A 24,861-nucleotide genomic window follows, 5' to 3' on the forward strand; every position below is an offset into this window, starting at 1 on the left:
CGCTGTCCTTCAAATCTAAAAAAGACCGCTTATGCGGTCTTTTTTATTGCCTTGAGTGGCCTCCCCCTTTATCAAAGGGGGAATGAGGGGGATTTTAATCATTTCCTCACTCAGAGGAAAAAGTCATTCCCCTCTCTCTCACTCTCTCCCTGAGGGAGAGAGAACTTATAGGATTTATTCCGCATCCGCCATCAAATCAGCGCTCATCCCAACAGTGTTAAAGCCGGCATCAACATACAGGATTTCACCAGTAATTCCGTTAGCCCATGGCGAGCACAGGAATAATGCGGCATTACCAACATCTTCAATTGTCACATTACGTTTCAGTGGCGCAACTTTCTCATTCAGGTCAAGCATTTTACGGAATGATTTAATACCTGAAGCTGCCAAGGTACGGATTGGACCCGCAGAGATCGCGTTCACACGAATACCTTCCTGACCCAAGCTAGACGCCAAATAACGTACGCCTGCTTCCAGGGATGCTTTGGCCATACCCATCACGTTATAGTTTGGCATTACACGCTCAGAACCTTGATAGGTCAATGTCAGCAAACAGCCTTGACGGATTTGCAGCAAAGGTTTTGCCGCACGTGCCATGGCAATAAAGCTATAGGCACTGATGTCATGTGCGATATTAAAACCTTCACGGTCGGTAATATCAGTGAAGTCACCATCCAGCGTATGTGCCGGTGCAAAACCGATAGAATGCACCACGCCGTCCAGACCATCCCAGTGTTTCGCCAATTCAGCAAATGCCTGATCAATTTCAGCATCTACTGCCACATCACAAGGAAAAACCAGTTTCGAACCAAACTGTTCAGCAAAGTCATCTACCCGCTTTTTCAGCTTTTCATTTGGATAAGTAAAAGCCAATTCAGCACCTTCACGATGCAATGCTTGAGCAATACCAAAAGCAATCGATAATTTACTCGCAATGCCCGCGATCAAGAAGCGCTTACCCGCCAAAAGTCCTTGTGCCATGTGAATCTCACCTAAAAGAATGTATATGGCATGATGCCAAGTCTGAAGCATTTTAGAAATTGCATAATGCACCTTTTTTTCGATTTATGATGAACTGGGAATTTAAGACTGAGTTAAGAGTATTAACTTAAATGGTCAGATGCAGGGCCTGATGAGTATTTTGCCAGAGCTGTTCAGCCAGTTCCTCTTTGTGCATATGCAGGCTCTTTGCCAGTCCTTGCAGCACATAAGGTAAATTTGCAGGTGTATTTCGGGTACGTTGCTCGGTCGAGCTTTGACAACAGAGTGGCGTCATATCCGGACAGTCAGTTTCCAATACCAAATGTTCTGGTCCGACATACTGCACCACTTGATGAAGTTTTTTGGCATTTAGATTGGTGATTTGCCCGGTGATGCCCAGTTTGAATCCCAGCTTGATAAAAGCCTTGGCTTCCTCAATCCCACCACCAAAGGCATGCGCAATGCCGCCCTGTTTAAACTGCTGCTGTTTTAAAATCTGCAAAACCTCCGCATGCGATTTGCGGATATGCAGCAAAACCGGCTTATCAAATTGCTGTGCCAGTTCAAGCTGTGCAGCAAAAAAATCTTTTTGCTTCTGAAAAATTTCCGCCTGTTTGTGCTGTTTTAAAAAGGTATCCAGACCGATTTCGCCAATGGCAATGCATGGTTCAGTTTTGAGCAGCCGTTCCAAATCGTATAGATGTTCAGCCTGATGCTGTTCAATATAAAACGGATGCAAGCCGGGTGCCAAATGGCTTTGCGGGGCATTTTCCAGATCATTGATGAAGTGATGGGTCCTTAACAAATCTTGAAAACGGTTTTGTAAAAAACCAATTAGAACCAGATGCTCGACACCTGCCGCTTTGGCCGCATACGCCAACTGTTCCCGATCAGGATCAAAATCGGGAACATCAAAATGGGTATGCGTATCAAACAGTTTTAAGGTCATTTGGCTTTTGCAGCAGATGCTGGCTGTGCCTCAGAGGCAGCTTTTTCAGTTTGAGGCAGAGATTCAGGTTTCAGTACACCTTGTAGCTGCTCATAAGGAATCATTAAACGTGGCAAGCCAACCACATATGGCCCAATTTCATATTCGGCATATTGCAAGACCAGACCTTGTTGAGCCAGATAGAAATTATCGGTGAGTTTGAACTTCCAGGCCTGCTCATATTCCGCCACATCTTTGGCCAGCTTGGATTCTACCACCCAGTTTTTAAACGCATCATAAGCACGCGCTTCCAGTTGGGCTTTCTGTTTGGCCGCAATAATGTCATCCAGCTTAACCAATTTTTTCTGCTCCAGATCAAAATTATAATAAGTCTGTGCAGATGCGCCGTGTGCGCCTCCCAAATAGTAACTACTGTTCAGAACCACGGTCGCCAATGGATCTCCTGAATTCAGAATCTTGGGCTTAATCATCAGGCTAATACTATGACTGGCACTCAGGGCCTTGAGCTCCTTATCCAGATTCAAGAAAGTCTGCATATAGGGCTGGGTTTGCTGCTCAAGCTGCTGTTTCGGTGTGGTCACTGTGGCCAAAGCCGCTTTAGGTTCAGAGGCGGCAACGTCTGCTTCGCTGGCAGCGCTCACTTTTGCCGGTTCAATTGCATCCACAGACAGGATACTTTTCAACTGTTGCAGAATCTGCTGGTCGATCCATTCATCAATAAAGCTCTGATTACTATTCAGGCGTTCGATCGAGATTTCTGGACAGCTTTTGTCTTCACATTCTGGAATCGCCAGCTTGAGCTTTTCGGTATCGCCGCTGAGTTTAAGTGCTTCAGCTTCGGCTTGTAGCACCTCGGAAGCACTTGAGTCTTCCGGCTCATTACTCTTCGGCTGGCAGGCACTCAGCAAGATCGCTGATGCCAGGATGGATAAATAAAAGATATTCTTGTATTTTGGCATTCATTCACCTTTTTGGAACCTGTAATCTTGCAGGATCATGAGCTTTAAAACATATGCTGATAGATATCAGCTTTCAAGACCTGTTGTGTTTGTTGTTTTGTTAAATAAATATCCAGTTGTTTGGCGTCTTTGCTAATTTCATGGCTGCGAAAATGCAGACCAATACCCTCCTGATCAAAAAACCAGTCAGCTTGTCCCCAATACAGTTTTTTCGGCGCTTTCTGCTGCACTTGCTGATCATTTTCTTTGAGCCATGTCTCATAGGCTTGCTGAATAATCTGATCCATTAATAACTGTTGCTTAGGATCGATAATATCCAGTGGGGTCAGCATTTTCTGCTGGTGGCGATCAGCCACAAAAAAATAATAGCGCTCATGCACGCTGACATTTTCCTGTTTAGTATCGACCCCGATCTGCATCAATACATATTGATTGCGCTGGTAAGGAATACGGGTATATAGCGACAGTTCATAAGCCTTGTTCAAATTGAGCTGCGCCTGCCAGGCATCCGATTTTTTTACATAGGCATTGATCGCCTGCTGTAAATTCATGTCCTGTTTCAAGCCGATTTGATCCTGGATCACTTTGGCCTGCTGCTTTTCAATCCATTGGTTCATCCATGGATCAACCGTATGCAAGGTCTGAATATCCAGATTGATACAGTTTTTATTTTCACAAAATGGCAAGGCAATCTTGGCCGGCTGCTCTTGAATATTCAGATAAGGCAAAACATCTGCGGTCTGCTGAGCTGCGGTGATTTTCTCATTTTCCGGAGTATTAACAGGCTCTTTTTCGCTTTGATCACAGCCACTCAGGACAAGACTTAAACCAATCACAGAACCGAGGACGACTTCCTTGCTGAGCTTCATTCTCTTTGCTATATCTATCGAGTTATTAATTGCTTAAATGTAGCATAAAATAAAACAGCTTCCGGAGAAGCTGTTTTATATTTTTAAACTTTAGCTGCGGAACGTTAAAGTTTAGTGTTCACGCGTATTGTGGAACACGATGTCCGGATAACGTTCTTGCATCAGCTGCAAATTCACGCGGCTTGGTGCGAGATATGTCAAATGACCACCACCATCGACAGACAACTGGTCATGAGCTTTTTTCTTGAATTCGTTGAATTTCTTCTCGTCATCGCAAGACACCCAACGTACTGTGTTGATGCTGACCGGTTCGTAAACACAATCAACTTTGTATTCTTCTTTCAGACGGTAAGCCACCACTTCAAACTGTAGCACACCCACCGCACCCACGATCAGGTCGTTGTTATTCTGTGGCATGAATACCTGGGTTGCCCCTTCTTCAGAAAGCTCTTTCAGACCTTTTTGCAGCTGCTTGGATTTTAATGGATCCTTCAAGCGGACACGGCGGAACATTTCAGGCGCAAAGTGCGGAATACCGGTAAACTGAAGTTTCTCACCCGAGGTAAATGTATCACCGATCTGAATGGTGCCATGGTTATGCAGACCAATAATATCACCCGGCCAAGCTTCTTCCAGATGCTGACGATCGCCAGCCAGGAAAGTTAAGGCATCGCTGATGCGCACATCTTTATCCAAACGTACATGCTTCATCTTCAAGCCTTTTTCATACTTGCCTGAACAGATCCGCATGAAGGCAATACGGTCACGGTGTTTCGGATCCATATTGGCCTGAATCTTGAAGACAAAACCGGTAAAGCCTTCTTCATCCGCTTCTACAACACGATCTTGGGTCGGATGGGCTTTAGGAGATGGTGCATATTGACTGAAGGCATCCAGAACATGGTCGACACCAAAGTTACCCAAGGCTGTACCGAACAACACAGGCGTTTGACGACCGGCCAGGAATTCTTCACGATCTAAAGGCTCATTGGCCATTTGTACCAGTTCCAGCGATTCTTCAAATGCCGCCCAAGCCAGTTCACCCACTTTCTCACGAAGATCAGGATAGTCATAACCATCTCGCACTTCGATCTCGGTAATGACTGAACCGAAACCGGCTTTATACACGTAGAATTTTTCTTCGATTAAATTGAATACACCGGCAAAATCACGGCCAGTACCGAGCGGCCAGGTGATCGGAACACATTTAATTTTCAGAACGTTTTCGATTTCATCCAGAAGCTCAAGCGGTTCACGGATTTCACGGTCCATTTTGTTGACGAATGAGATGATCGGGGTATCGCGCATACGACACACTTCCATCAATTTAATGGTTCGGTCTTCGACACCTTTTGCACCATCAATCACCATCAGCGCCGAGTCTACCGCGGTTAGGGTACGGTAGGTATCTTCCGAGAAGTCTTCATGTCCCGGGGTGTCCAGAAGATTGATCATCTTGTCTTTAAAAGGAAATTGCATCACCGAGGTGGTAATCGAGATACCACGCTCTTTTTCCATTTCCATCCAGTCCGATGTTGCGGCCCGGTCAGATTTACGGCTTTTTACCATCCCGGCCACCTGAATAGCCTGACCCCATAACAGCAATTTTTCTGTCATGGTGGTTTTACCGGCATCGGGGTGGGAAATAATAGCGAACGTACGTCGCTGGGCGACTTGTGCCGCCAGTTCTTGCTTAAAGCTCATGAAATACACCTACTGCTCAATGCACAGCATTCGAGATCAAATTCGATCAATATGAAAAAAATTGGCGATATTGTAGCAGAGTTTCAGGGTGGAGTTCCGTTAGCCATGTTGTCTATCCTGACGCTCAATGAATTAGAGCGCTATTAACGGAATTGTAAGTTTTCTAGTCGTTGTTCATCTACCGGCAAGCCCAGCAAAAAGCCTTGTAACTGTTCACAACCGAGCCGGGTTAAAATTTCTGCTTGCGCTTCTGTTTCAACACCTTCGGCGGTCACCACCAAGCCCAGTTTTATGGCCAGCTGAATAATGCTTTCCAGAATCATTTCCTCTTTGGAGCCGACTGCCAGATTTTTGATAAATTCCCGGTCAATTTTTAACTCATCTACGGCGAAATTCTTTAAATAGAGAAAACTGGAATGCCCTGTACCAAAATCATCAATGGCTAGACGGATGCCCATTTGTCTTAAGCGCTTAAAGCTGCGCATACTCACATCAATATGATGCATGGCAGTCGATTCAGTAATCTCGATCATTAAATGCTGAGGACTGATTTTATATTGTGCAAATAACTTTTCTAAAGTACTAAACAAATGCTTATGCTCAAATTGTACTGCAGACAAATTGACCGCGATAGGGAAAAATTCAGTATGTGTCTGTTGCCATTTTTGAATCTGCTGACAGGCCAGCTCCAATGCACAATAGCCCATTTGAATAATCAGTCCGGTTTTTTCAGCCGCATTGATAAACAGATTCGGGCCGAGCAAACCAAACTGGGGATGGTTCCAGCGAATTAATGCCTCTACCCCACACAAGCTACGGTCTTTGGTCCGAAACTTGGGCTGATAAAACAGCACAAACTGCTGCTCTTCCACGGCTATATATAGGTCATTAATCAGGGTACTCTGGCTCTTGCTTTCATCCTGGTCGGTAGAATAATTAAAGACTGAATAGGTATTGCGCCCCTGATACTTGGAACTCAGCATGGCGGCATCAGCATTGACCAGCAGATCCTGTAAATTCTTGCCGTGTTCCGGATACATGGCAATACCAATACTGCTCGAGATATGAATACTCTTGCCTTCAATCAGGAAACTTTCCTGAATCAGTTCAAGAATCTGTTCTGACATTTTTGCAGCTTTGGCGACTGAAGTATTTTCCAGTACCAGCAGAAATTCATCCCCACCGATTCTGAGCAGCTTGGAATGATGGCCTAATAACAGATGAATCCGCGTGGTCAATTGAATCAGCAACTGATCGCCGACCAGATGGCCAAACACATCATTGACTGCCTTAAAACGATCCAGATCGATATATAAAAAAGCAATTTCATGCTGCTGTTCGGACTGACCTGAAAACAGCAGATTTGCATATTCAGCCAGATACAAACGGTTAGGTAATTTGGTCAGATTGTCCTGAATGGTCTGATTTTCAATTTGTTGATTCGCCCATGCAAGCTGACGGTTGCGTAATCCCACACGCAGTTCGGACACGATGATACAAATCAGCGTTACCAGCAGCAATCCACTCATCAGTATCATGGCCAGAAATAGCTGATCATGTGCCTGAACTAATTCCGGTGACTGTTGCATATGGGCGGCAGTAAAATTGAATGACATCATGCTAATAGAGTGCATGCCAAAGATGCTGAGTGCGATCACACCTAATACGAGAACTGACCGGAAAAATGACCAGGTACTTCTGGTACTTAACCAGAGGATAAACATAGATGCAATGCATATCACCAGAACAGACAGGAGCATCAGGCCCAAATCCATCTCATATTTATTCAGCACAAAACTTGCTGTCAGCCCAATAAAATGGATCAACCATATGAATAGGCCCAATAGCATGGCGGTTAGCATTAAATTGAAGGTTTTAAAGTTTAGCTGTAAAGCGCCTGAAGCAAATTTTTTAATCCGTGCGATGAGATAGCAAGCAACCAATGCAGAAAGAACGGACCCGATGAACAGACCAATATCATGCTGAATATCAATCATAAAAAATGTTCCCCATCGGTGATCATTTTTATTATTCTCTGCACTGATATTTCCATTTTCATCCGATCAAATTTGAACTCAGTAAAATCTCAAGACTGACTATCCATGCAAGCCAATTGGTCTGCAACAACATCAGTCTTAACTAAAATTTAGAATTTATATTTCTTTCTTTTGAAGTTGAGAATTGCCCCAAAAATAAAACTCAACAGAAAAATAAAATACAACTTATATATTAGAAGTGTTTCAAATTTAAGCAAATATTTAGCTTCATTTTTTTAGCTCATTTATTCGATCACCATCACAATTTTTTTCTTTTTATTTAGACAGATGGCACTTCATAGCAAAATTTTATTTGGTCTTTTGTGCAGATTTGCAAAAGAAAAAAATAGCCTGTCGAAACAGGCTATTTTAATGAATGATAAATAATGTTAAATCTTAGGATTTTTTCTGTAATTTGGCATAATCCAGCAACACATGTGCAGCTTCGATCACAAAGGCTTCTTCTTCAGGAAGCGCCGGACGCTCTTTGGCTTTCATTTTGGCACGGGTTTCAATCAGTGCATCCATTGAAGCCTGATAAGTTTCCCAGTTCGGATAAGGTTTAAGACCTGTAGCCATACGGCGGGTATTTTCTGCCTCCAGCGTTTTTTGCTCCATGGCAATCAACTCTGCTTTACGCTGTTGCAAGTCCAGTACCTGACGCTTTTCTTCCTCGGCTTTTTTCATCACCGCCTTACGCTGTTCCAGATACTTGAACTGAGAATCCAGCACGACCCGTTGCTGAGAAAGTTTAGCCAATTCAGGTACATATTTCTGTACTGCACCTTCACGTTTAAACGGTGCGGTTGGAATGGTATCCCACTGCAAGGCATTTTTAGCCTTACGCTCACCAAACTCTTCATTATAAATATCGACCAGTTTAATGTCTGGCACAACCCCTTTATTCTGGGTACTACCACCAGTCACCCGGTAGAATTTACGCTGTGTCAGTGTCGCCTGACCATGGGCCAAGCTATCCAGTTGCACCTGCGCCGTACCCTTACCAGTGGTGGTACTGCCAATCACAATCCCACGTTCATAATCCTGAATCGCTGCGGAGTAAATTTCGCTGGCCGAGGCAGAGGCCAGATTGATCATTACTGCCAAAGGACCCGCATAGGTTTGTGCACCGCCATCATCATCTTCAAAGACGCTAACATTGCCATTACCATCACGAATCTGCACCACTGGGCCAGATTTAATCACCTGCCCCAACATACGTGCCACTTCTTCTAGTGAGCCACCCGGGTTATTCCGCAAATCGACAATAATTCCGGCAACATTCTTCGCTGCCAGCTCTTTCAAGGCTTTGTTAGTATCTTCAGACACCGAACGATAATCGGTACCGGCACGGCGTGCGCGATAGTTCAGGTAGAACGACGGAATTTCGATCACACCATATTGATATTTCTTGCCATCGCGTTGAATGTCGACTACACGTGTACGTACACCGGCATCTTCTTCCTGAATCACGTCACGGGTAATGGTCACATTACGTGCCTGCCCCATGGCAGCACCCGCACCGAGTAAGCGTAAAGTGACTTTAGTGCCACGTTTACCGCGAATCAGACCGACAATTTCATTACTTGGCCAGCCAATGACATCGACCATTTGCTCGCCGTCTTGGGCCACACCAATGATACGATCACCTGATTTCACCTGACCGGATTTGCTGGCTGGACCACCTTCAACGATGGTTTCAATCTTGGTGTAATCTTCATTGCCACGTTCCGGGCGAATCGATACGCCGACGCCTTCCAGCTGTAAAGTCGTCTGACGATTCAGCTCCATCGCATCCACAGGCGGGAAATAATTGCTGTGCGGATCATAAGTCAGCATCATCGCGTTCAGTGTCTTGTCGAGCACATCATCACTTTTGACGCGGCTGAGACGTTCCAGCTGACGGGTATAACGCTTGGTCAAGGTTTGCGCAGGCGTTAGATCTTCAGGACCCGTGAGGTCTTGTCCATTGGCCAGTTCCGGATTGGCTTTCAGGGCTTTCTGCTTGGCCAATTCCTCTTCTTTACTAATGGTCAGATTGATCAACTGAGACACCAGCATTTTTGACCAATGCGCGCGCTGTTCAGCTTCAGTTTTAAAGAACGGTGCTTTTTCACGATCCGTTTCGATATAAACATTCGGCTGATTCAGATTTTGCGGTTTTTTCAGCTCATTCAACATATAGGTGTAGAACTGGTGCAAGCGCTGTTGATATTGCGCATGCATTTCATAAGGACCAGACAAATTGCCGGCTTTCAGATTGGCACCAAAATTGGCACCGTAGCGTTTCTTATAGTTTTCAACTTCTGGGGCCAGAAACAGACTGTGTTCCGGATCAAGACTATCAATATAGAAATCAAAAATACGCTGCGAAGTCTGGGCATCCAGACGCATATTTAAATAATGCTGACGGTCAACCAGGGTTGCCAGCTGACGTGACACCAGCGCCTGCTCTTGAGATGGCTGAATTGCTTTACTGACCACTTCATTACTATTGGCCGCAATCGCATCATTCACTACATGGGTAAAAAAGAATCCACCTGTCGCAATCGCAACTGCGCAAGCTATAGTTTGAAATTTCATAAATAATTCGTACTTCCTTGGCCTAGAGACCAATGTGACCGTGTTGCTTTTCGACCAGAATTTAACGTATTCAGCATCTTAAACAACTTAATATGTTTATGTCGTGTAGTTTTATCATATTCTGTGCTGACAAAGTGTAGCAAATCATTGCAGAATTCAGGTATTGTTTTCTCCGAAAACTCTAAAACGGATTCCGCATATGATTGGCGCATTGATGCTCGACATCGCAGGCACAACCCTCACTCAAGAAGATATTGAACTATTAAGTGCGCCGCAAGTCGGTGGAGTGATTTTATTTGGTCGCAATATCGAATCTCCAGCGCAAGTCCGTGCTTTGACCGATCATATGCGTCAGGTGCGTCCTGATATTTTAATTGCGGTCGATCAGGAAGGTGGTCGTGTCCAGCGTTTAAGACAGGGCTTTACCCTGCTGCCTGCCATAGGAAAATTTGGCGAACTTTATACGAGCGATCCACAAAGCGCCCTAGAGCTGGCTGAAAAATGCGGCTGGCTGATGGCGACTGAAGTGCTGGCTGTCGGAATTGATTTCAGCTTTGCCCCAGTACTGGACTTGAATGACATCAGTGATGTGATCGGTGATCGTAGCTTTGCCCAAAATATCCAGGACATTATTCCACTCGCCAGCGCATTTCTAAAAGGTATGAAACGTGCCGGTATGGCTTCAACTGGTAAACATTTCCCCGGTCATGGCTCGGTCAAAGCGGACTCGCATGTTGCTGCAGCAATTGATACGCGCTCTTATACAGAGATTCAGCAAAAAGATATGCAAACATTTATCCAACTGCAATCACAACTGGATGCGCTGATGCCGGCTCATGTCATCTATAGCCAAGTTGATCTAAATCCAGCCGGATTCTCTGAATTCTGGATTCAGAAAGTTTTACGTCAGGAGCTTGGTTTTGACGGTGTCCTGTTCTCAGATGATTTAAGCATGCAGGCCGCCTGTGTCGCAGGCGGTGCCGATGCCCGAATTCAGGCCGCACTCAAAGCGGGTTGTGATATGGGGCTAGTCTGCAATGATCGTGCAGCACAATGTATTGCACTGGAAGGGATTGTTGATCTGCCCCTTCCGAACCAGCAACGTCTGGAACGTATGCGCGGCAACATCCCGAACATCCAGATTGGGTCAGAGCTTGATCTGGGAGAAGCATGGCGCAATATCCGTGATGAAATAGTGGCGTTCAAACAGCAGATGAGCTAAAGCTTTTTAATCCAGTCAACACAAAAAAAAGGAACACGACAAAGTGTTCCTTTTTAATTATAGTAATGAAAAGGTTACACAATTATTTAATCAATTTAAAAATAACAATAAGGTAAGAACGATATGACAGAAACACTTTCACAACATCGCCATATTTCATTTACTGCGCACTATACCGGCTATATCTGGTATCAAATGGGGATCTCGCATCCAGCCTTTGCGACCACTAAAGGTAAAATTCTGGCCAAACTGCTTCACCCACTTGAATCCTGGGCAGAACGCCATGTCGGCGGTAGCATGCGTACGACACTTAAGCAGCGTCATCAAATGATTGATGAGCATTTGTGTCAACTAATTGAGCAACATCCACAACTTCAGGTTCTTGAAATTGCCTGCGGACTATCTCCACGAAGCTGGAATTTCAGACAGAAATTTCCAGAGATTAATTATCGTGAACTGGATTTGCCTGATATGGCCAAGATCAAGACGCAGGCTTTACAGCAAATTGATCAGCATGCACCTGAAGTCCTGACTGCCGATATTTTTAGTGAAGAACTGGACTGTATTTTTCAGATGTTTGACCGCAACCAGCCCTTAGTGGTCATTAGTGAAGGACTGATTAATTATTTTGATCAGCAGATGTTACGCATTCTGATGCAGGGTATTACAGAAAATGCGCAGTATTTCCCGGCAGTTCACTATCTCAGCGATATTTACCCCGAACCGGTGAAAAATAAACTAGCGAACTTTATCTGGAGCAGTAGCCGTCTGCTTAAATTCATGTCTCGCAGTGCGTTTACCTTTCATTTTAAATCCCCTCAAGAACTACAGCACTTTTTTCAAGATGCAGGATTTGACCAGGTTGAGGTACAACAACCACAACGTTATTTTGCCGAGCCTCATCAGCCAAACCCGACTCATGAACAGGATGAACATTTAGGTGATCTGGTCTGGATGATTCATGCCGTGAAAAAAAACAGCGTTTAAGTACGCTGTTTTTTAATGCTGCTGTTTTTTAAATTGCTGCATCAAATACTTCAGTTTGTGACAGTACTTTTTGCATTTGTACAAAGCGTAATAAGCGTTCTGCGACTTCAAAACTGCCATGTTTGAATAAAGCACGCAGCTGAGTATCATCCTGTTCAAAGATCAGGCACTCAATCTGAAATTCCCCAACTTCATCTTCCAGATGCAAGGCCAGATCACGTGGATAAGCTGTTGCGCATACTGCCTGTTCTACATCTAACTCCAGCAATACCCCAAAGAAATTCATGTCCACGATCTCTGCTTTTAAAATGAGATCAGAATGACGATGACTGAGGAAACGCTGTGAATCTTGCACCTGAATCCGCTCTTCACCGCGACGTTCAAGCTGCTGTATCTGCTCAGGGCTAAACGGAATAATTCCCGGCAACTGATCGACCGGTTCATCACGTAAGAAGGTTGCAAACAGATGCATGGTTTCTTTACGACGTTGTAACTGCGGTACATGATCGGCGCCTGCAATTTGTACATACTGCATATTCGGACATTGCAGGGCAAAATTGGCATTCTCATGTGGCAAGGTAAAACTGTCATATTGCCCACATGCCACCAGCACTTTGCACTGTGGAATCGGCACATTGGTCAGACGCAATAAACGGTTGCAATTGATATCATAACGATCCTGTTCGGTGGCCGTAAATTCCGCCATCTGTTTAAAGAACAAACGCTTTGCAGTCGGTGACATCCGGGTTTCTGTTAAACGTGCATGATTCACCAGGTACAAAATGACGGCCTGACCAAATTCATCCATACGCTGTTCTTTCATTAGATGCAAAGACTCTTCCAGCAGCATCCGCCAGCTTTTACGGGTTTTCTGCATCACACCCATCAGGATCATCCGATCGACCAGTTCAGGACGCTGATCTGCCAAACAGGAAGCCACCACTGAACCCAAGGACATGCCTAGAATTGCCACTTGCGGCAGCTGCATCTGTTCCAGCCAGCGCCCCAGCATCGCAGCAAGGTCTTCAAGCTCCAGTGTTCCGGCAGACAGCCCTGTATCGACATTACTAATCTGCTGGTTGGCCCCCATGGACGGTAGGTCAATCAGAATGATGGGACCTGCATCAAAAAGCTGTTCTACACAGTATTTGTAGGAATTAAAATTCTGGAAAGCTCCCCCAATAATCACCATGGGTCTTAAATGTAAGGTATCCGGACGGGCGATCGCCATATATTCGATTTTCCAGCCCTCCATCCAAGTCGTACGTGGCGGCTGCTTAAAACTGTGCTTATCATAAAGATCAAAAAAGCCCTTATGGCTAGGTTGTTCCAATACATGGGCATCCATATGAATGATGGAATTCATATTCCTTTTCCTCCGTCCTTGCCTTATTTTTATTGTACAAGTCATGCTTAACAGATCTTATATTTCAGGCGCATTCCGGTGTGCCTGAACACGCATCCTGCTCTTTAATAGTTATAAATGACATCAATGTCGCGTGTTTCATTCTATACAGAGCTGCTTTTCACAAGCAACCGCTTGATTGACCACTTATCTGCTTTTAAACAGAAAACAATTTCAAAATGTTTAGAAGTCTGCGAAAACGGATGATTTTTAACAGATGGGCTTCATTGTGCAGCAACAGGCTGTTAATATCGAAATGAAATTTCTAAGTGATCAAACCGCTATGCAAGAGTCTATTGAACAATACATGCAAACGGTAGGACAGCAGGCACGCCAGGCTTCTCGCATTTTGGCTCGCGCGTCCACCCAAACTAAAAATAATGCGTTATCCGCTATTTATACGGCTTTGGAAAATAGCCAGGCTGCTATTTTGGCTGCTAACCAGAAAGATATGACCAAGGCGCATAACAACAATCTGGACTCAGCCCTGCTTGATCGCTTAGAACTCAACCCCGCACGCTTTAAAGGTATGTTACAGGGCCTTAAAGATGTCATTGGCCTGAAAGATCCGATTGGTGAAATTAGTGATATGGCTTATCGCCCATCCGGGATTCAACTGGGCAAGATGCGTGTGCCTTTGGGTGTGGTCGGCATGATCTACGAGTCACGTCCTAACGTCACGTTGGAAGCTGCATCACTCGCACTCAAATCAGGCAATGCCATTATTTTACGGGGTGGCTCAGAAGCTCTGGAATCAAATCAGGCCATTGCTGTCGCGATTCAGCATGGCCTGAAAGTCGCAGGCTTACCTGAGGCTGCCGTACAAGTGGTAAACACGACTGACCGCGCTGCTGTTGGCCAGTTGATTACCATGACCGAATATGTGGATGTGATTGTGCCTCGTGGCGGCAAGAGTCTGATCGAACGGATTACCGAGGAAGCACGTGTGCCGGTCATTAAACATTTAGATGGCAACTGTCATGTCTATGTGGAAGCTCAAGCAGACTTGTTAAAAGCCTTGCCGATTGCGCTCAATGCCAAAACCCATCGCTATGGCGTATGTAATGCCATGGAAACCCTGCTGGTCGATGAAAAAGTCGCTGAAGAATTCTTGCCACGCATCGCAGAGCTATACCAAGAGAAAAAAGTCGAACTGCGTGGTTGCCGGGAAACCCAGCGTATTCTTGGAGATGCAGTCATTACAGCAACCGAAGAAGACTGGTATACCGAGTATCTGGGCCCGATTCTGGCGATCAAAGTTGTTTCTGGTATAGAAGAAGCCATTGAGCACATTAACAAATATGGCTCGCATCATACTGATTCTATTATTACGGAAAACTACAGTCTGGCACGCGAATTTCTGGCGGGTGTAGATTCAAGTTCGGTCATGATCAATGCCTCTACTCGTTTTGCAGATGGTTTTGAATATGGCTTAGGCGCAGAAATCGGGATTTCGACCGATAAAATCCATGCTCGTGGCCCAGTCGGTCTTGAAGGCCTGACTTCGCAGAAATGGATTGTCTTTGGTGATGGTCAGATTCGCCAATAAGTATTCAGATCGCTCATTTAAAACAGCCTCATGTGTGAGGCTGTTTTTTTATGGACAGATAAATTCACACTGAAATACATGGATCAGAACCTTCAGGTCATTTTATTGATGAATCTCTTTATAGAATTGTATTTAGAAACAATATTTGCCTTTTCAGGCGCTAAACTAAAAACCAATTTGTTCTAAAATTAAATTTAAGCAGAATTGAGTATTCTTATTGATCATCTCTTCAGCATCATTTTATTTATAAATGAAAACTATGAACTGATAAATTTTAGTTATTATTGTTAAATCGGTCGATAATGCTTAAGTCTAATCTGCTAAAGTCTATCTAGGACAGAAAAAAAACAAATGTTAAAACATATTCATTGATCTGGATTGCTGCTTCATTGTCCGCAATTGGGTCAAGCAAATGGACGAGAATTTTAATTAAAAATTGGGTAATCAATCGTGTCTAAATCAGTATTAGTTATTAATTGTGGCTCTTCTTCAATCAAGTTTGCATTACTTCTTGAGGAGCAGAATTTCCGTATTCATGGTTTAGCTGAGAACTTAGGCACAGAGAATGCTCGCATTAAAGGTGTAACGGTTGGCAATGAGCCAGTCGATATCCATATTCCATTTGCTGACCACAAAAAAGCACTTGAAGTGGGTCTTGAACGTCTGGCCAACTACCGTCCGGACGCGATCGGTCACCGTGTCGTACATGGTGGCAGCCTGACCAAGGCTGAACTGATCAATGACGAGATTATTGAAAAAATTCGTGAAGCAACGCCGCTTGCGCCATTACACAATCCGGCACACTTAATTGGTATTGAAGCAACCAAACGCTTATTCCCGGAATTACCACAAGTTGCAGTATTTGATACTGCCTTCCATCAAACCATGCCAGCGCATGCTTATCGTTATGCCCTGCCGAAATTTTTATATACTGCTCATGGTGTGCGTCGCTATGGCTTCCACGGGACTAGTCATGCCTATGTTTCAGAACGTGGTTCTGAACTGGCAGGTAGTTTCAAACAAGGTGGCTGGTTAACTGCGCATTTAGGTAATGGTAGCTCGACCTGTGCCGTTTGGAATGGGCAAAGTGTAGATACTTCAATGGGCTTAACTCCGCTTGAAGGCATTGTTATGGGCACACGCAGTGGTGATGTCGATCCAAGCCTGCATAGTTTCTTGGCGAAAAACCTGGGTTGGGACATTTATAAAATTGACAAGATGCTGAATAGCCAAAGTGGTCTTTTGGGTCTGTCTGACCTGTCGAATGACATGCGTACCCTGATTGAAGCTTCAGAACAAGGCAATGAAGATGCCGCACTGGCGATTGAAGTATTCTGCTACCGTTTAGCTAAATCTCTGGCAGCGTTGAGCTGTGGTCTGCCACGTCTTAATGGTCTGTTCTTCACTGGCGGTATTGGCGAAAATTCAGCCTATATCCGCGAAAAGACCATGACTTACCTGCCCCACTTCGGCTTCAATCTGGATAAAAACGCCAACAATGAATTGAAACGCGGTACTGAAGGTCGGATCGATTCAGGTACAGGCCCACAAATCTGGGTAGTGCCAACAGATGAAGAAGGCCGTATCGCACAAGAAGTTCAAAGTGTGGTTGAACTTGAGGTGGAGCGCAATACTGCAAAAAAGTCTAAAGCTGAGGTAACGCCTGCATAAGCAGGCTTAGCCACTTTTTAACTGATTTTTATTATTCTGCGACTGATATCACTTATGAAAACGATTTTATTGGTTCCCACTGGGGAAGGCGTAGGCTTAACTTCTGCATGTTTGGGCCTGATTTATGCACTGGAATGCCAAGGGGTAAAAGCTGGTTTCCTGAAACCTTTTGCCCAGGAATTGAATGAAATCGAAGACCGAACCACGGCTTTGTATCGTCATATTTCTCAAAGTGAAACTGTTGAACCCATCCGTTATAGCAAAGTCTTGCAGCAGATCAATCTGGGTGAACAGGATGAATTGCTTGAAGAAGCGGTACGTCTGCATCGTCAAATTGCTAAACAGCATGACCTGATTATTGTCGAAGGTCTGCTGCCAAATACTCAGGACAGTTTTGCCGATGATTTGAATGCTTCACTGGCACAAGCTCTTGATGCCAAAGTTATTGTGGTCAGCAATGCCAATATTCAGCAGCCAAGCCAAACCGCAGACAAAGTTGAACATCAGCTGCGTAATTTTGGTGGCGCTAGCTCTACCCGTCTGGCAGGTATCATGTTAATGCGCACCAAAGGCCTGCCTGAAGAATCTGCGCAGATTCCTGTCACGCTGAATCCAGATTTACGCCTTAAAGCTGAAACCGCCGAATTTATTACAGCTATTCAGCAGACGCATCCGCATATTGGTTCTGAAAAATTGCCAGTGATTGGCTTGGTGCCTTTCAGTAAAACCTTAAGTGTGCCACGCATGTCTGATCTGGCTCCCCATATTTCTGCTTACTGGATTAATGAAGGCGAAGCCAAACAGCGCCGTGTGCAACACAGTAGTCTGATTTCAGCCAATATTGAACATGAACTACATAAGTTTGTAGCTGGCGAATTAATTATTAGTGCCTCTGACCGGATTGATGTATTACTGGCAAGTAGTCTGGCCAGCAGTAATGGGATTCCTTTGGCCGGTCTGGTGCTGACTGAACATCAACAGCCAAATGATCATGTACTGGAATTCTGCCAGGCTGCCATCAAGCAAGGTTTACCGATTTTACATACACCACTCAGCACGTTTGAAACCGCACAAAAACTGGCAAATCTCAGCAATGAAATTCCAGTGGATGATACCGAACGTGCAGATCAGGTGACACGTTTTGTTTCAAGCCATATCAATCCGGAATGGCTGAATCAAATGTTGAATGGTTCTTATAAGCCACGTCTGTCACCTTCCGCTTTCCGTCATGAACTGGTACAGAAATCGATTGCTGCGAAAAAACGTATTGTACTGCCAGAGGGTGATGAACCGCGTACCGTACAGGCTGCGGCCATTTGTCAGTCCCGTGGCATTGCGCAATGTATTTTGCTAGCGAAGCCTGAAGCTGTGCTAGAAGTAGCCAAAGCGCGCGGCATTGAATTGCCTGAAGATCTGGAAATTCTTGACCCGGATTTGGTGCGTGAAAACTATATCGACAAGATGGTCGAGCTGCGTAAAGGCAAGCTCAATGAACTGCAAGCCCGTGAACAACTACAAGATACGGTAGTACTTGGCACCATGATGCTGGCACTGGATCAAGTCGATGGCCTGGTTTCTGGTGCAGTACATACCACAGCAAATACGGTACGTCCTGCTTTTCAGCTGATCAAGACTGCTCCAGATTATTCTCTGGTATCTTCCGTATTCTTTATGCTGTTGCCAGATGAAGTCTATGTGTATGGTGACTGTGCGATCAATCCGGACCCTGATGCAGAACAGCTGGCCGAAATTGCAATCCAGTCCGCCGATTCTGCCAAAGCCTTTGGTATAGATCCACGGATTGCGATGATTTCCTATTCGACGGGAACTTCCGGTACCGGCGCAGATGTGGAAAAAGTCGCTGAAGCCACACGGATTGCCAAAGAACGCCGCCCTGACCTGCTGATTGATGGTCCATTACAATATGATGCAGCATCTGTAGAAAGTGTAGGTCGCCAAAAGGCACCTGATTCACAAGTGGCTGGACGTGCCAATGTATTTATTTTCCCGGATCTGAACACCGGTAACACTACTTATAAAGCGGTTCAACGCGCTGCCAATGTAGTCAGTGTTGGACCAATGCTGCAAGGCTTGAATAAGCCGGTCAATGACCTGTCGCGTGGTGCCTTGGTCGATGACATCGTGTTTACCATTGCCTTAACCGCGATTCAGGCCGAGCAGCAAGAAGCTTAATACTTCTTGAATTTAAGTTTTCCAAACCATCTGATTGAAAAATCAGGTGGTTTTTTTATAAAAAAACACTCATAGCTTCAATAAATTCAGCACGCGATCATTATCTCGTTTTAATAAACAATAAAAATGCCAGTCTTTCGAACTGGCATTTTCAACGGTTACTCATAAAGTCTGTGACATAAAAAATTAAGCTGAAGCAGCCCTGCTTTTCAGTCCACTAACTTTAATTTCTTATAAGGTAGTCCACTCTTTACGTACCTCTTCCGCAGTTTTATTGAGCACGACGCTATCGTCTTTGATTTCACTTACCCAACTCAAGGGAATCAGATGATGCTCATTATTTTCATCATCACTTCTTGTTAATTTAATTGAATCCTGACCTTCTAAATGGTCCACCTTCCCGACTTGAGTACCACATGAAGCAATGACTGAAGCATGTTCTTTAATATCACTTGCATTAAAATTGTTCATTCTACTTGCCTGTTTCTAGAAGTTGAGAGAAACAGTCTAAGCAATAAAAAATGCCGCATGTGTAAGGGTTTTCAGGCTTTGAGTTTTTCTGGGTTAAAAATGTAAATGGTCAACATGGCTTGAGTAAGCTATAGGAGAGATGCTTTTTAAATTTGAGTTTTCAAATATTTTTATAACTGGATTTGAAGATTTGAAGATTTGAAGATTTGAAGATTTGAAGATTTGAAGATTTGAAGATTTGAAGATTTGAAGATTTGAAGATTTGAAGATAGGTTAATTCTTTGAGGTCTTAAAATAAAAAAGAAGATAAAGCTTAGGCTTGATCTTCTTTCTGACCGTACATCCAAGTTGCAGCGATATATACACAAAAACCAGCTGCCATCAAAATACCTGTAACCATTGTTAGGATCTCCCGTTTCAATAGCTGCATTATGTAAAAGTTTTATGACAGTTATATGACAATCTGGTTTTTTATTAGATTTAAAATAATTAATAAAATTCAATTACTTAAAACGGAATAAGCAAAATTATGCGTATTTTTAATCTGAAATATGACACTGAATATGACAACTTGCTGTCATATTTGACCCATTGAATAGCTAAAGTCCTTGCTCAGATTGCTTAAACTATAAACTTTCGGCCAATGCTCGCCCAAAATGCCCACAACCCGATTCTTTTGTCTTATAATTTAGCCCGCTAGCTATCAGCCCGCTCAAGAGATATTTGTATGACAACTATTATCAAGCAAGATGACTTGATCACATCGGTTAAAGATGCGCTTCAGTTCATTTCTTACTATCACCCACAAGACTTTATCCAAGCGATGAGCCGTGCGTATGATCGTGAAGAGAACAAAGCTGCTAAAGATGCGATCGCACAAATCTTAATTAACTCACGCATGTGTGCAGAAGGCCACCGCCCAATCTGTCAAGATACCGGTATCGTCAACGTATTTGTTGAAGTGGGCATGGACGTTAAATTCGATTTAACCATGAGCCTGGATGATGCAATCAATGAAGGCGTACGTCAGGGTTATTTAGAAAACTCGAACGTGCTTCGCGCATCAGTTCTGGCCGATCCTGCATTTGGTCGTAAAAATACCAAAGACAACACTCCTGCCGTGATTTACCACAAGCTTGTGCCTGGTAATAAAGTAGATATCACTGTGGCAGCCAAAGGTGGCGGTTCAGAAAACAAATCTAAACTAGCAATGTTAAACCCATCTGATTCAATCGTGGATTGGGTACTGAAAACTGTTCCAACCATGGGTGCAGGCTGGTGTCCACCAGGTATGCTGGGAATCGGGATCGGTGGTACTGCTGAAAAAGCCATGATGCTTGCCAAAGAAGCATTGATGGAAGAGATCAACATGGACGAATTGCTTCGTCGTGGTCCACAAAGCAAAATGGAAGAGCTTCGTATCGAAATCTTCGAAAAAGTAAATGCTCTGGGTATTGGTGCACAAGGTCTTGGCGGTTTAACCACTGTTCTAGATATTAAGATCAAGGATTACCCTTGTCACGCTGCTGGTAAGCCAGTCGGTATGATCCCGAACTGTGCTGCGACTCGTCATGCACACTTCACACTTGATGGTACGGGTGTTGCCAACATCATCGCACCAAAACTTGAAGACTACCCTGAAGTAACATGGGATTCTTCAACTTCTAAACGTGTTGACCTTGACACGATTACCCAAGAAGAAATGAATAGCTGGAAACCAGGCGATACACTTCTTCTTAACGGTACAATCTATACAGGTCGTGATGCTGCACACAAACGTATGGTCGACATGCTGAACAACGGTGAAGAACTTCCTGTTGATCTGAAAGGCAAGTTTATCTACTACGTTGGCCCTGTTGATCCAGTCGGCGACGAAGTTGTAGGCCCTGCTGGCCCAACAACGGCTACGCGTATGGATAAATTTACGCGTCAAGTTCTTGAAGCAACTGGCATGTTCGGCATGATCGGTAAAGCAGACCGTGGTCCTGCTGCCGTTGAAGCCATTAAAGACAACCAGGCAACTTACCTGATGGCTGTCGGTGGTGCTGCTTACCTCGTGTCTAAAGCTATTCGCGAAGCTGAAGTGGTTGCCTTTGCTGACCTGGGTATGGAAGCAATTTACAAGTTTGTGGTAAAAGATATGCCGGTATCTGTAGCGGTTGATGTGAATGGTACTTCTATTCACGCGACTGCACCTAAAATCTGGCAAGCAAAAATTGGTAAGATTCCAGTAGTTGACGCTGCTGCGGGCTAATTAAATCTGTATAAAAAAGCACCCATTCAGGGTGCTTTTTTATGATGTTTGCTCAAAAAAATGTCAATTACCAAGTCCGTGGATCCCAAATTTTAAAAGGTGCTTTTAGCTGTACATCCAATGATGGATCATAAGCAGTCGGTTCAATTTTTTGGGCTTTTTTACGAATCTGGCCAGTTTCCTGATCTTGTGCTACGAAGTTAAAACTGTCTGATTTTAGCTGAGTAAAAGCAATTTCATTGAGACCAACTTTTTCCGGCATCAGCATGAGTGGCCCTGAAACACTCCGGCGTGTACTGATATTCTCTTCATCATATTTAATAAAATAAGACTGTCCCGCTTCGACAGTAAAATCCAGATATTTAGGTTTCTGGAAATGCAGCGCGCCTAGCGGTCGACTGGTACTCAAACGATAGGTCCCTGCAGGCACTTCAATCCAGTAATAATGGTTGTGCAATAAGCTTGGAATATGTTCTTGATTGATAAACAGGCTGGCAGCGACAATTTCCTGACGATTCCATTTAGAATCGGGCCGGTATAAATACACGATGGCGGCTTCATCATGCTGCGGTTTCACCGTCTGAAACTGGTTTCCCTGCTTTTGATTGACCCAACCACCAATGGTGAACATGCCAATACGATGCTGCTCGACGAAGCCCGGTTTTTTTTCAAGATCGATATTTTTTAAAGTGCTGAGTGGCTGTGTAGGCTCAACGACGGCTTTCTTACCATGACACCCCAGCAATGCCAAACTGCTGATGAGTACAATTGCGACTCCACGCATGCTTATCCCTCACTGCGTCTTTATTCTTTTGTATGCAAGTGCTTTGCGATTTGTTTTTTATAAGTTTTAGGCATCCACGCCTAGTGAATCAGATTAACACCGAGCTTTATTTTTGGAAATAAAAAACGTGCGAAAACACGGAGTTTTCGCACGTTTCGGACGAATAGCAATTAAGCAGATTTGCTATTTACCACCTTTAAATCTATTTTTGTTGCTGTCTCTTGCTGATCATGTGGCTGACGCTCGGCACGGTATTCCGGCTCTGCTTCACCTTTAATCACGGCTTCATTGATGACGACAGTGCCGACATCGCTACGGCTTGGCAAGTCATACATGGTTTCCAGCAATGAATTTTCTAGGATCGAACGTAGACCGCGTGCACCTGTATTACGCTCAACTGCTTTCTTAGCCACTGCACGTAATGCCGATTCTTCAAAAACCAGATCCACATCTTCCATATCAAACAGATGTTGATACTGACGGGTTAACGCATTCTTCGGCTCAGTCAGAATCTGCATCAATGCTTCTTCATCCAACTCGTCCAAAGTGGCAATTACTGGCAAACGACCAATAAATTCTGGAATCAAACCAAATTTTACCAGGTCAGTTGCTTCAACTTGACGGAACAAGTCAGACAGCTTCTTGGTTTCATCTTTTTTACGCACTTCTGCAGTAAAGCCGATGCCACCTTTTTCCTGACGTTGCTGTACAATTTTCTCAAGTCCTGAGAATGCACCACCACAGATAAACAGGATGTTCGAGGTATCAATCTGAATGAATTCTTGCTGCGGATGCTTACGTCCACCTTGTGGCGGAATTGATGCAACCGTACCTTCAATCATTTTCAATAATGCTTGCTGAACACCTTCACCCGATACATCACGCGTGATGGATGGGTTTTCAGACTTGCGGGTAATCTTGTCGATCTCGTCGATATAGATAATGCCCTTTTGCGCTTTTTCGACATCGTAATCGGCTTTTTGCAGTAGCTTCTGTACGATGTTTTCTACATCTTCACCCACATAACCGGCTTCGGTCAGTGTCGTTGCATCTGCCATGGCAAATGGAACATCAAGAAGACGTGCCAGCGTTTGTGCAAGCAAGGTTTTGCCCGATCCTGTCGGACCAACCAACATAATATTACTTTTTGAAAGCTCGACTGAATCATCAGCTTTCTTGCCATTATTTTGCACTTTCAAGCGCTTGTAATGGTTATAAACCGCAACTGACAAGGTTTTTTTCGCGACGTCCTGACCAATCACATATTGATCTAAGGCCGCACGAATTTCATGCGGTTTCGGCAAAGGACGATTGGCCCAGTCATTCGTTTCCACCTGCTGACTGGTTTGAACCAAATCTAAGCATACGTCCACACATTCGTTACAAATGTATGCGTCCTCGCCTGCAATCAGCTTCCCGACTTCAGACTGCGTTTTACCGCAAAATGAACAATGCTTTTGTCCTTGAGGATGTTCGGACATATTTACTCCACTATCTCAATCTTTAAAACTTATGGACGTTTAGTTAAAACTTCGTCCACAAGACCGTATTCTTTCGCTTGCTGCGCAGTCATAAAGTTGTCACGATCTGTATCACGTGCAACTTTCTCGTAATCCTGACCGCTGTGTTCAGCCATTAAACGGTTTAAACGTTCTTTAATAAACAGGATTTCACGTGCATGAATTTCAATATCTGAAGCCTGACCACGGAAACCACCCAATGGCTGGTGAATCATGACACGGGCATTTTCAAGGCAATAACGCTTGCCTTTGGTGCCAGCATTCAGCAGGAACGCACCCATTGATGCTGCCTGACCCATGCAGTACGTTACGACATCAGGTTTGATAAACTGCATGGTGTCATAAATCGCCATACCCGCAGTTACCGAACCGCCTGGTGAATTGATATATAGATGAATATCTTTATCTGGATTTTCCGCCTCTAAAAACAACATTTGCGCAACGATCAGGTTCGCCATGTTGTCTTCAACTTCGCCCGTCATAAAAATTACACGTTCACGCAAAAGGCGTGAATAAATATCAAAAGAACGCTCACCACGAGAGGATTGTTCTACCACCATTGGCACTAAAGCGTTTTCAATCGTTGGAACATACATACGTTTATTTATTCCTAAATTTTTTGTGACCTAACCCATAATCACAATATGAGGGATAATCACTGAAATTGCAAAAAATTCGCCAACAAATCCATTATATTTTTTGCATTAGTTTTGTGAAAAACAGA

At 44.2% G+C, this 24,861-nt stretch carries 18 protein-coding genes; 6 read left to right on the forward strand and 12 right to left on the reverse strand.

Annotated elements, in window-relative coordinates; all coding sequences use genetic code 11:
- Positions 1–174: 174 nt before the first annotated feature.
- The 7 genes from NI455_RS06405 to NI455_RS06435 all read right to left on the reverse strand — a co-directional run bounded on the left by NI455_RS06405 (position 175) and on the right by NI455_RS06435 (position 10,081).
- Positions 175–981: an enoyl-ACP reductase FabI gene (locus NI455_RS06405; protein WP_253113135.1), complete on the reverse strand. Its 807-nt coding sequence runs from the start codon at positions 979–981 to the stop codon at positions 175–177.
- Positions 982–1,108: 127 nt separating this feature from the next.
- Positions 1,109–1,930: a TatD family hydrolase gene (locus NI455_RS06410; RefSeq protein ID WP_253113138.1), complete on the reverse strand. Its 822-nt coding sequence runs from the start codon at positions 1,928–1,930 to the stop codon at positions 1,109–1,111.
- Entirely contained in the window at positions 1,927–2,889 is a 963-nt protein-coding gene (locus NI455_RS06415) for an RsiV family protein (protein ID WP_253113141.1), read from the reverse strand. Before NI455_RS06415 ends, NI455_RS06410 begins: the two co-directional genes overlap by 4 nt.
- A gap of 44 nt (positions 2,890–2,933) precedes the next feature.
- Positions 2,934–3,758, reverse strand: a complete 825-nt coding sequence (locus NI455_RS06420; RefSeq protein WP_005103197.1) for a hypothetical protein — start codon at positions 3,756–3,758, stop codon at positions 2,934–2,936.
- 111 nt (positions 3,759–3,869) lie between these two features.
- Positions 3,870–5,462 (reverse strand): peptide chain release factor 3, encoded by a 1,593-nt coding sequence (locus NI455_RS06425; protein ID WP_004647433.1) that lies wholly within the window; start codon positions 5,460–5,462, stop codon positions 3,870–3,872.
- A gap of 143 nt (positions 5,463–5,605) precedes the next feature.
- Positions 5,606–7,459: a putative bifunctional diguanylate cyclase/phosphodiesterase gene (locus NI455_RS06430; protein WP_253113144.1), complete on the reverse strand. Its 1,854-nt coding sequence runs from the start codon at positions 7,457–7,459 to the stop codon at positions 5,606–5,608.
- Positions 7,460–7,894: 435 nt separating this feature from the next.
- Positions 7,895–10,081 (reverse strand): carboxy terminal-processing peptidase, encoded by a 2,187-nt coding sequence (locus NI455_RS06435; protein WP_253113148.1) that lies wholly within the window; start codon positions 10,079–10,081, stop codon positions 7,895–7,897.
- A 199-nt stretch (positions 10,082–10,280) separates the two neighbouring features.
- Between NI455_RS06435 and nagZ the strand changes: the two genes are divergently transcribed.
- On the forward strand, positions 10,281–11,303 hold the full coding sequence (gene nagZ / locus NI455_RS06440) for a beta-N-acetylhexosaminidase (protein ID WP_005245961.1): 1,023 nt from the start codon (positions 10,281–10,283) through the stop codon (positions 11,301–11,303).
- A gap of 123 nt (positions 11,304–11,426) precedes the next feature.
- Complete coding sequence (locus tag NI455_RS06445) at positions 11,427–12,290, forward strand: class I SAM-dependent methyltransferase (RefSeq protein ID WP_005103190.1); 864 nt, start codon at positions 11,427–11,429, stop codon at positions 12,288–12,290.
- A 28-nt stretch (positions 12,291–12,318) separates the two neighbouring features.
- On the opposite strand, the gene NI455_RS06450 is transcribed toward NI455_RS06445, so the two are convergent.
- Positions 12,319–13,656 (reverse strand): alpha/beta fold hydrolase, encoded by a 1,338-nt coding sequence (locus tag NI455_RS06450; protein WP_005103184.1) that lies wholly within the window; start codon positions 13,654–13,656, stop codon positions 12,319–12,321.
- Between the two features lie 322 nt (positions 13,657–13,978).
- On the opposite strand from NI455_RS06450, the gene NI455_RS06455 reads away from it, so the two are divergent.
- The 3 genes from NI455_RS06455 to pta all read left to right on the forward strand — a co-directional run bounded on the left by NI455_RS06455 (position 13,979) and on the right by pta (position 19,108).
- Positions 13,979–15,244: a glutamate-5-semialdehyde dehydrogenase gene (locus NI455_RS06455; protein ID WP_253113283.1), complete on the forward strand. Its 1,266-nt coding sequence runs from the start codon at positions 13,979–13,981 to the stop codon at positions 15,242–15,244.
- Positions 15,245–15,694: 450 nt separating this feature from the next.
- Entirely contained in the window at positions 15,695–16,915 is a 1,221-nt protein-coding gene (locus tag NI455_RS06460; protein WP_114542258.1) for an acetate/propionate family kinase, read from the forward strand.
- A gap of 54 nt (positions 16,916–16,969) precedes the next feature.
- Positions 16,970–19,108, forward strand: a complete 2,139-nt coding sequence (pta, locus tag NI455_RS06465) for a phosphate acetyltransferase (protein ID WP_253113151.1) — start codon at positions 16,970–16,972, stop codon at positions 19,106–19,108.
- Positions 19,109–19,339: 231 nt separating this feature from the next.
- On the opposite strand, the gene NI455_RS06470 is transcribed toward pta, so the two are convergent.
- Positions 19,340–19,579 carry a DUF2171 domain-containing protein gene (locus NI455_RS06470; RefSeq protein ID WP_004729548.1) on the reverse strand — a complete coding sequence of 80 codons (240 nt, stop codon included), beginning with the start codon at positions 19,577–19,579 and terminating at the stop codon, positions 19,340–19,342.
- Between the two features lie 727 nt (positions 19,580–20,306).
- On the opposite strand from NI455_RS06470, the gene NI455_RS06475 reads away from it, so the two are divergent.
- Entirely contained in the window at positions 20,307–21,833 is a 1,527-nt protein-coding gene (locus NI455_RS06475) for a fumarate hydratase (protein WP_253113154.1), read from the forward strand.
- Between the two features lie 67 nt (positions 21,834–21,900).
- Here the strand turns inward: NI455_RS06475 and NI455_RS06480 are convergent, their stop codons facing one another.
- From NI455_RS06480 to clpP, 3 genes are all read right to left on the reverse strand, one after another.
- On the reverse strand, positions 21,901–22,617 hold the full coding sequence (locus NI455_RS06480; protein WP_004278406.1) for a DUF2846 domain-containing protein: 717 nt from the start codon (positions 22,615–22,617) through the stop codon (positions 21,901–21,903).
- A 170-nt stretch (positions 22,618–22,787) separates the two neighbouring features.
- A complete protein-coding gene (clpX, locus tag NI455_RS06485; RefSeq protein WP_004278407.1) occupies positions 22,788–24,098 on the reverse strand; it encodes an ATP-dependent protease ATP-binding subunit ClpX in 1,311 nt (436 codons plus the stop codon).
- A 29-nt stretch (positions 24,099–24,127) separates the two neighbouring features.
- Positions 24,128–24,733: an ATP-dependent Clp endopeptidase proteolytic subunit ClpP gene (clpP, locus tag NI455_RS06490; RefSeq protein WP_004647427.1), complete on the reverse strand. Its 606-nt coding sequence runs from the start codon at positions 24,731–24,733 to the stop codon at positions 24,128–24,130.
- Between the last annotated feature and the right edge of the window lie 128 nt (positions 24,734–24,861).

Source organism: Acinetobacter lwoffii (assembly GCF_024129435.1).
Taxonomy (GTDB): Bacteria; Pseudomonadota; Gammaproteobacteria; order Pseudomonadales; family Moraxellaceae; genus Acinetobacter; species Acinetobacter lwoffii_F.

Excerpts from the sequence above, each read along its gene's own strand:
- NI455_RS06405 (WP_253113135.1), bottom strand. The coding sequence starts at position 981 with ATGGCACAAGGACTTTTGGCGGGTAAGCGCTTCTTGATCGCGGGCATT.
- NI455_RS06410 (WP_253113138.1), bottom strand. The coding sequence starts at position 1,930 with ATGACCTTAAAACTGTTTGATACGCATACCCATTTTGATGTTCCCGAT.
- NI455_RS06415 (WP_253113141.1), bottom strand. The coding sequence starts at position 2,889 with ATGCCAAAATACAAGAATATCTTTTATTTATCCATCCTGGCATCAGCG.
- NI455_RS06420 (WP_005103197.1), bottom strand. The coding sequence starts at position 3,758 with ATGAAGCTCAGCAAGGAAGTCGTCCTCGGTTCTGTGATTGGTTTAAGT.
- NI455_RS06425 (WP_004647433.1), bottom strand. The coding sequence starts at position 5,462 with ATGAGCTTTAAGCAAGAACTGGCGGCACAAGTCGCCCAGCGACGTACG.
- NI455_RS06430 (WP_253113144.1), bottom strand. The coding sequence starts at position 7,459 with ATGATTGATATTCAGCATGATATTGGTCTGTTCATCGGGTCCGTTCTT.
- NI455_RS06435 (WP_253113148.1), bottom strand. The coding sequence starts at position 10,081 with ATGAAATTTCAAACTATAGCTTGCGCAGTTGCGATTGCGACAGGTGGA.
- nagZ (WP_005245961.1), top strand. The coding sequence starts at position 10,281 with ATGATTGGCGCATTGATGCTCGACATCGCAGGCACAACCCTCACTCAA.
- NI455_RS06445 (WP_005103190.1), top strand. The coding sequence starts at position 11,427 with ATGACAGAAACACTTTCACAACATCGCCATATTTCATTTACTGCGCAC.
- NI455_RS06450 (WP_005103184.1), bottom strand. The coding sequence starts at position 13,656 with ATGAATTCCATCATTCATATGGATGCCCATGTATTGGAACAACCTAGC.
- NI455_RS06455 (WP_253113283.1), top strand. The coding sequence starts at position 13,979 with ATGCAAGAGTCTATTGAACAATACATGCAAACGGTAGGACAGCAGGCA.
- pta (WP_253113151.1), top strand. The coding sequence starts at position 16,970 with ATGAAAACGATTTTATTGGTTCCCACTGGGGAAGGCGTAGGCTTAACT.
- NI455_RS06470 (WP_004729548.1), bottom strand. The coding sequence starts at position 19,579 with ATGAACAATTTTAATGCAAGTGATATTAAAGAACATGCTTCAGTCATT.
- NI455_RS06475 (WP_253113154.1), top strand. The coding sequence starts at position 20,307 with ATGACAACTATTATCAAGCAAGATGACTTGATCACATCGGTTAAAGAT.
- NI455_RS06480 (WP_004278406.1), bottom strand. The coding sequence starts at position 22,617 with ATGCGTGGAGTCGCAATTGTACTCATCAGCAGTTTGGCATTGCTGGGG.
- clpX (WP_004278407.1), bottom strand. The coding sequence starts at position 24,098 with ATGTCCGAACATCCTCAAGGACAAAAGCATTGTTCATTTTGCGGTAAA.
- clpP (WP_004647427.1), bottom strand. The coding sequence starts at position 24,733 with ATGTATGTTCCAACGATTGAAAACGCTTTAGTGCCAATGGTGGTAGAA.